The sequence below is a fragment of the Umbribacter vaginalis genome, from assembly GCA_001552935.1.
Classification (GTDB): domain Bacteria; phylum Actinomycetota; class Coriobacteriia; order Coriobacteriales; family Eggerthellaceae; genus Berryella; species Berryella vaginalis.
Map to the genome: position 1 here is coordinate 19957 of KQ959678.1, position 8323 is coordinate 28279.

The window sequence follows — 8323 nt, forward strand, 5'->3', positions numbered from 1 at the left end:
AGATGCAGCGTTCATGCACGATGCTCCCGACACGTATTCGCCACGCTTTGCTGTGTGGCGCAACCAGCACGACACACTGGTTTTGGAAAACGCGACGCAACTACTCCTGCTTCAAAACGACGCATAAGCGCAGTATACGGCGGGTCACATGGCGCAAGTGGGGCTACTAAATACGCCGCAATGCCATACCAATGCGCTCCAAGAATATCAGTAACCAACTGATCGCCAATCATAAGCATCTGAGATTTTTCTACCTGAAATGCACGACGAGCGCTCTGGAACCCAAACGGCAACGGCTTAAGCGCTTTTCCAAAAACAGGAATCCCCAATTCGCTTTGCATCGTAAAAATATTTTGATGCCAATTATTTGACACCAAACACACACGTATATCAAGCGAGCATGCTTTTTCTATCCATACGGCAATACTGTGCGGAACAAGATTATTGCATCGTGATCGCACGGTATTATCAATATCAAGCAAAATGCTGGTATACCCCTTGTTCAATACGTCAAAGGTTAAATCGATGTCGGCAACACTTGCAAAATAGCCATCGGGAATAAGTGCATTCATAACAAGAAAGCCCTATCGATAGGTTTTTTGATGTTGCTCGTACGTTTCGCTAAAATGATACTGCATTACACCTTGAGCGTCTTTTGCAAAGTAAAAGAACAGAAATGGCGTTGCTTCAGGTTCGCATGCTGCTTGAAGCGATGCCAAACTAGGTGCACAAATTGGCGTTGGAGTAAGACCGTCAATGAAGTACGTATTGTACGGATTAGGCGTTTTAACATCTTGTGGGGTAGGATTATGCCCTACAACATACGCAACCGTTGCATCTGACTGCAGCTTCATATGCTTTGCAAGCCGATTATAAAATACCGATGCTACGGTTGGTCGGTGCTTTTCGTCCGACTCTTTTTCAATAATTGAAGCAAGTTTAACAACTTCATAAGCACTTAAACCGCGCTGACGTGGCAGCGTTATATTAAGCGTTGTAAACTCATCAACAAATTGCTTAACCATGCTATCAACCAGCTGTTCTGCCGTAGTATCAGGCGTAACAGGATATGTTTTAGGAAACAGCAAGCCCTCAAGACTTTGAACTTTCATGTCGTTTATCAGTGGAAACTTGCTAGCTATACGCGGGATGTTTCCTGCAGCAGCAAGAAAATCTTTAGCGCTGATAGAACCTTTACTTGATTCTTGTACAGCATCTGCAATCTGAGAGAGCGTAACACCTTCACGCACTAATACTTTGCCTACTACAGGGCCACGTTGCAGCTGTGCAACAATATCGCTTATAGGAGTTTGACCTGCTATAACATAAGTTCCTGGTTTGAGGCTTGACGCAGCATTCATACTTCGTACGACATCCGCAAATGCACCAGCCGACTTCACAACATGGGCTTCTACGAGTAATTTTCCTATTGCCTGCGCTCCTGCACCCTCCGGAACAACCACTGTTGCTGTTTGCGAGGAATCAATAACGTCCACTTCTCCTAAAACGGCTGATCGCAATCCTGAAAAAGCAAACACTGCCAGTACGACAACAAGAATAATAAGTACCACAGCTGTTACAACAACAGGCGCTTTGCTTTGTTTAGGCTGAATAGCGGTAGTGTCGTAGTTACGAAACAGTCGCTCACCTCGCGCATGAGCACTGCGCGAAGCATGAGTTGAGTGCTTAGAGTACGTTGTATTTTTGCGAAAGGGCATACAATTCCTTCCCCGTCGTCGTGATAAACGAATTACTGCTGTTGATACACTGCGCGCGTTCCGCTTCAAAACACTGCAATGCGTTTCACTGCATTGCAACGCACCTCGATACGCTTAATGCACTGCACACGTTATGCTACAGCACATTATTTACATTACGCTGCATCAGGCTGCATTACGCTGCATCAGGCTATTCATGGCATACTTCTAGCACATTGCACGCGTTGTATGTAATGCACGGTACACGTTATACGTCGGCACGCTGCGCAAGCCATGTTTGCAAAAATAAACTAGCAGCAACCATGTCAATCTTACCACGCATACGCTTCTCATCGTAACCTTGTTCACGCAAAATACGCTTTGCTTCGCGAGACGAATAGCGCTCATCACAAAATTCAACGGGCAAACAGGCACCATCGGCAATCTGAAGCGCACATGCGCGTATGCGTTTTACCTGCACGCCTTCTTCTCCATGCAAGGTAAGCGGCAATCCACATACCAACAGATCAGGTTCATTATCGTCAAGCACGCGGCGAAACACAGAACTCATCGTACAAACATCCTGCGTATTAAGCACACACACAGGAAATGCTAAGCCTGTTTGCGTGCTCCCAACGGCAATCCCAACACGCACTTCGCCAATATCTAATGCTAACGCGCGCATGCTCTGTTCACCTCATACATTGAAGCGTGTACTTAAATAGAACTGCTACCGTAATTCGATTTATCTTTCAGTACGACGTCATGAGCGCCGCCTTCAATGATTGACGTTGAGCTTATAACGGTAAGTTTAGCTTTTTCTTGCAGTTCAGGAATAGAAACTGCGCCGCAATTGCACATTGTCGACTTCACTTTCGCAAGCGTAACAGCCACATTATCGTGCAACGACCCTGCATAAGGAACGTAACTATCAACGCCCTCTTCAAAGGTCATGCCTTTTTTGTCGCCACCCAAATCGTAACGCTGCCAATTGCGCGCACGCGCTGAGCCTTCGCCCCAATACTCTTTCATGTAGCTACCGTTCACATTAACGCGATTAGTAGGACTTTCGTCGAAGCGCGCAAAATAACGTCCAAGCATTACAAAATCGGCGCCCATGGCAAGTGCAAGCGTAATGTGATGATCATACACAATGCCACCGTCAGAGCACAGCGGAATATACACGCCTGTTTCTTTGAAATATTCATCGCGCGCGCGAGCTACTTCGATAGTTGCAGTGGCTTGACCTCGACCAATGCCTTTTTGTTCACGCGTAATGCAAATTGAGCCGCCTCCGATGCCAATTTTAATAAAATCAGCACCAGCGTCAGCAAGAAAACGAAAACCTTCAGCATCAACAACATTACCAGCACCCACTTTTACCGTGTTGCCATAATGCTCACGAATCCATTGCAATGTAAATTTCTGCCAGTCGGAATAGCCCTCTGAGCTGTCAATACATAATACATCAGCGCCCGCTTCAACCAACGCAGGCACACGTTGAGCGTAATCACGCGTATTGATACCAGCGCCAACCATATAACGTTTATGTGTATCAAGCAGCTCTTGCGGGTTTGACTTATGCGAATCGTAGTCTTTACGAAACACCAGATACAACAAGCAGCCTTGGTCATCAACAACAGGAAGCGAATTCAGCTTATGTTCCCAAATAATGTCATTTGCCGTTTTAAGTGTTGTATCGGCAGGAGCGACAATCATCTTTTCAACAGGCGTCATAAAACTTGATACTTTTTCGGTAGTATCCATACGAGAAAGACGATAATCGCGGCTGGTCACAATACCTAGAAGCTTTCCATGTGCGCGACCGCCCTCAGTAACAGGCATCGTTGAGTGACCCAAGGTATCACGCAGCGCAATAACATCTTTCAGCGTCATCTCGGGCGATAAGTTCGCATCACTGGTTACAAAACCTGCCTTATAGTCTTTAACACGCGCAACCATAGCGGCTTGATCTTCTATAGTTTGCGAACCATAAATAAACGACATGCCACCTTCACGCGCAAGGGCAATGGCCATGTTATCGTCAGAAACAGCCTGCATAATAGCCGAAATCATGGGGATTTGCAGCGAAATTGCTGGCTGCTCTTCACCGCGACGATACTTTGTTAACGGCGTAGCAAGTGTCACGTTTTCGGGAATATGATGGTTTGACGTATAACCTGGCACCAACAAATACTCGTTAAAGGTACGTGACGGTTCTTCAAAATAAATGGCCATTACCTGCGCTCCTTGCTACTATTGATACAACATTTGATGTAATTAGTGCTATTATAGCCACTTTGCAAATGAACGGCAAAGCCTTATGACGCAATGCACGAAATCCACTTGCTTACGATAGGAATATACCCCATCACCAGTATGAATACTATCAAAAGCGGAATAATGTAACTAATGTAAACGCGCGTGCAACGAGGAAATTTTATACCCTGACCTTCATCAGCTTCTTTCAAGAAATTTTTCCAGCCCCAACCGCGCTTATGAGTGCAGAACACCAAAATTGCAAGCGAGCCTAAGGGCAGCAAATTGTTCGACACAATAAAGTCTTCGATGCCTTGAATGTTGCCGATGCCAGGCACCGTGCACGCAGACCACACGTTAAAACCAAGCGCACAGGGAATTGCCAGCACAAACAGCGCACACGAGTTAATCAGCACGGCCTGTTTGCGCGATAAGTTCCACTGTTCCATGCTAAAGCTCATGATGAACTCGAACACTGCTATGACGGTTGAAAGCGCAGCTACCGACATGAAAATGAAGAACAAACAACCCCATACATTGCCTAGCGGCATCGACTCGAACACCACAGGAAGCGTTTGAAACACCAAACCAGGGCCACCTTGCGGATTGACTCCAAAAGCGGCACAAGCAGGGAAGATGATAAGGCCTGCCATGAACGCAACCACGGTATCAAGCGCACCAATGCGCAATGCTTCGCCTGGCAAAGCATGGCTTTTATCGATATAGCTACCGAAAATAGCAAGCGCACCAATACCAACCGACATGGTGAAGAACGCCTGTCCCATGGCGGCGTACACTACTTCTAGAAGTCCTGGTAAACCGCCTGCTGTTAAACGTGCGAAATCGGGAATTAAGTAAAACGCTACACCTGCCGATGCGCCTGGCAGCGTCACACTGCGAATAGAGAGCAAAGCAAGCACCACAAACAGGGCTACCATCAGTACTTTTGTAATACGTTCGACGCCTTTTTGCAATCCAGCACGCGTGCTCAGCGCACCAATAAGTACCACCACGGCGGTCCAGAAAATCATTTCCAGAGGGTTACTTAGCATTCCCGAGAACACATCTGCCACCTGACTGGTGCTAAGCCCGCTAAATACGCCTGAGCCACTTTTCACAATGTAATCGAGCAACCACCCTGACACAACCATGTAGAACATCATCAAAATGTAGCAACCAATAAAGCCGATCCACTTGATGCGGTGCCACTTCGTACCAGCAGGCTCGATAGCCTCAAAGGCGCGTGCATAACTTTTTTGGCTTGCACGGCCAATCCCAAATTCCATAACAACAATAGGTAGGGTAAGCGCAATAAGAAAAACGATGTACAACAGCACAAATGCGCCACCACCGTATTTTCCGGTTATATAGGGAAATCGCCAAACGTTCCCAAGCCCGATAGCACAACCAGCGCTAATGAGAATGAATCCCAAACGTGACGCGAATTTTTCTCGTTTTTCCATGCAAGCCTCCTTAATTGACTCGTTGTTCTAGAAACGTCATTCGAGCAGTGCGGTTCTAGAAATATTACTGTACAAATGCTGCCCTAGAAATGCTGCTTTACGCGTGTTACGTTACGCGCGCTGTTCTAGAAACGCTTTGTAACCTTTATATGCTTCATACACATCAACCTTGCTGGTAATTTCCCAAGGAGCGTGCATGCTAAGCACCGAAATGCCTGAATCGATAACGTCCATGCCGTATTTTGCGGGAAGATACGCGATGGTGCCGCCGCCTCCTGCGTTGACTTTACCCAGTTCAGCGGTTTGATACACCACCTGCGCGTCGTCCATGATGCGACGAATGCGCGCCATGTATTCCGCTGAAGCATCGTTGCTGCCGCTTTTTCCGCGCGCGCCCGTATACTTGTTGAACACCAAGCCACGGCCCAAAAATGCCGCATTTTTTGCTTCAAATGATGACGGGAACGCCGGGTCGAAGCCTGCCGACACATCGGATGACAACATGTGCGACGCCCTCAGAGCGCGCTTCAAGTTCAACATGCCGCCGCAACCCATGCATTCCATAATCTCAGCAACCGTGTCTTCGAAAAAGCACGACGCCATGCCGCTTGCACCTACCGATCCGATTTCTTCTTTGTCAACAAGAACGCACAGCGCAGTGCGCGTGATATTTGTAACATCAAGCTGGGCTTTTAGCGACGTAAAGGCACAGGCGCTATCATCTTGCCCGTACGCGAGAATCATCGAGCGATCAAAACCCATTTCACGCGCGCAACCAGCAGGAACAACTTCCAGCTCAGCGGAAATAAAATCGTCTTCTTGGATGCCGTAGCTTTCAAGCAAATACTGTAACAGCGCTGCTTTGACGGTTCCGCTCGAGATAGCGCTAGGCGTTGATGCTGCGTTTAACGCGGAGTTGGGAGCATCGGTTGCGTGTGCATCTGCCGCTTGTTGGTTTGTTGTGGAAGTGCCTGTCGCATGTTGACCTGTTGCGGACATGCTTGTTACGTGCGTGTCTGCTGTGGATGTAGCGTTACTTGAACGTACACAATAATGATAGGTACCATCATCTGCGCGCTGAATGCATAAAGGCGACGAGCCCACAATAATGTCAAGTGCTTCGGCATCAATAACATCGCTCGCTGGCTTTTTCATTTGTTCGCCTGCAAGGTGAATAAGCAGATCACTGATACAAAATACCGGATCAGATGGCTTTTCACCAATACACACTGAAACAAGCGTACCATCCTTTTTTGCAACTACGCCATGAAGTGCCAGCGGAAGCGTTACCCATTGATAGCTTTTAATGCCGCCGTAATAATGCGTGTCAAGCTTGGCTATACCATGATCCTCAAACAGGGGATTTTGCTTCACATCGAGACGTGGCGAGTCGATATGCGCACCTAAAATTGAAAAGCCCTCGTGAAGAGGAGCTGTGCCGATGTGCGCAAGAATAATTGCCTTGTGTTTGGTCGTTGCGTACACTTTATCGCCTGCTTGCAAGCGACGACCAAGACGAATGTAGTCATCCAAATTCACATAGCCTGCCGCCTGCGCATACGCTATGGCAGCTTGCACAATTTCGCGCTCGATTTTATATTCCGATAAAAAATTGATGTACTCCTTGCTAAGAGTCTGCATCGAAGCAAGCTCTGTTTCGTTAAGAGTAAGCCAAGCCGATTGAGATTTCATAATACGTCCTTTCAGGGGGTGGTGCTAACGTCCGCCGCCTTCAAAAAATACTCAGTTGTTGAATAAGGAATAAAAGGCAGCGTTACTAAAACTTTCCGGTAAACGAAAAGCCTACATGGGTGCTAAAAAAGAATTTGTATCCTTTTACAACCATTACTGCCCCTTCAAAGATTTAGGAGGTATGATACACCGAATCTTTTGGAAAACAGCTCTTAATGCAAAATTTGCTTATAATTCACGAAAACAATTAACCATCCTGAAATAAAAGCACGTACTGGATGCGGAAACAACATGAAAACGGGTACGAATACGAATGCACGTACGAGACAAATGTGTTTACGCAGGTAATAAAGCTCCTATGATAGCGCATGATCGAATGGCTGCGCAGGTGGTGACGCAGCAATGATGGCACATGCCCGCATGGTAGCGCGGTGGTGCTAATAATACAGCCGGTGCCGAAACGTGCTACTCTTCTTCTTGTTTATCGACTATGCGGAAGTTCAGATTTCGTCCTACTTCAAATAAAGAGCATTTAGAAGCCTGACTAATACCAGTATGGCTCATGTTCATAATAACTGGCACACTCGGCAAAGCGCTTTGGGTAATAATGACGTTAGAAAGCAGAGAGCGCGCAGGAGAAGAGCCGATAAGCTCCACACTCTGAAAGGGCTGAACCCCCATCGAAGAAGCAACGCTTTGCGCTTTTGCAAGGCGCGTAAATAAACTGCTTGAGCCGGGTGCTTCTTTGTAAAACACCTCATCAGAGTCTTCTTTAAGCTTCGCAATAGTACCGTATAAGTCGCTATCATTACCTGATTCTTGTAAGTCTTTCATTGAAAAAAGGCGCTTATTTTTTGTATCAGCGTATGATGTTTCGTGACGGTCAAGCAAAAAGAAAATCCGATCGCCTGCTTCGCGATATTCGAGAATACGAGAAGCGCAGTACGTTTCAAACGCCTGAGCATATCCGCGCGAAGCTAATTCTTTCATAAACGAAACTTGCACGTCAACCACTATAAGTAGGCGCTTCATCGGAGTTCGTCAACCTCTTTTCACATAGAAACACGCAACGAGCAAGGGCTCATTATAGTGCTGTTAGCATGGATACACAAGTGATAACGCACAAGTGGCGTAGCTAGCGATATTCTGTGTTGGAACAACAGTTAAACGGTACATAACAAAAGGCTGCAGGATATCTCCCGCAGCCTCGTA

At 46.7% G+C, this 8323-nt stretch carries 7 protein-coding genes; all 7 read right to left on the reverse strand.

Translation table 11 applies throughout. From position 1 onward, the window contains the following. Positions 1–11: 11 nt before the first annotated feature. Complete coding sequence (locus HMPREF3190_RS03015; RefSeq protein WP_066780256.1) at positions 12–572, reverse strand: YqeG family HAD IIIA-type phosphatase; 561 nt, start codon at positions 570–572, stop codon at positions 12–14. A gap of 12 nt (positions 573–584) precedes the next feature. Continuing rightward, a complete protein-coding gene (gene mltG, locus HMPREF3190_RS03020) occupies positions 585–1718 on the reverse strand; it encodes an endolytic transglycosylase MltG (RefSeq protein ID WP_066780267.1) in 1134 nt (377 codons plus the stop codon). 247 nt (positions 1719–1965) lie between these two features. Continuing rightward, a complete protein-coding gene (ruvX, locus tag HMPREF3190_RS03025; protein ID WP_055348395.1) occupies positions 1966–2382 on the reverse strand; it encodes a Holliday junction resolvase RuvX in 417 nt (138 codons plus the stop codon). A gap of 32 nt (positions 2383–2414) precedes the next feature. Then, positions 2415–3935: an IMP dehydrogenase gene (locus tag HMPREF3190_RS03030; RefSeq protein WP_066780270.1), complete on the reverse strand. Its 1521-nt coding sequence runs from the start codon at positions 3933–3935 to the stop codon at positions 2415–2417. A gap of 83 nt (positions 3936–4018) precedes the next feature. Then, positions 4019–5419 carry a sodium-dependent transporter gene (locus HMPREF3190_RS03035; protein WP_066780271.1) on the reverse strand — a complete coding sequence of 467 codons (1401 nt, stop codon included), beginning with the start codon at positions 5417–5419 and terminating at the stop codon, positions 4019–4021. 111 nt (positions 5420–5530) lie between these two features. Next, on the reverse strand, positions 5531–7111 hold the full coding sequence (locus HMPREF3190_RS03040) for a zinc-binding metallopeptidase family protein (RefSeq protein WP_066780272.1): 1581 nt from the start codon (positions 7109–7111) through the stop codon (positions 5531–5533). Positions 7112–7576: 465 nt separating this feature from the next. Beyond that, positions 7577–8101, reverse strand: a complete 525-nt coding sequence (locus tag HMPREF3190_RS03045; protein ID WP_449676085.1) for a hypothetical protein — start codon at positions 8099–8101, stop codon at positions 7577–7579. Positions 8102–8323 lie beyond the last annotated feature (222 nt).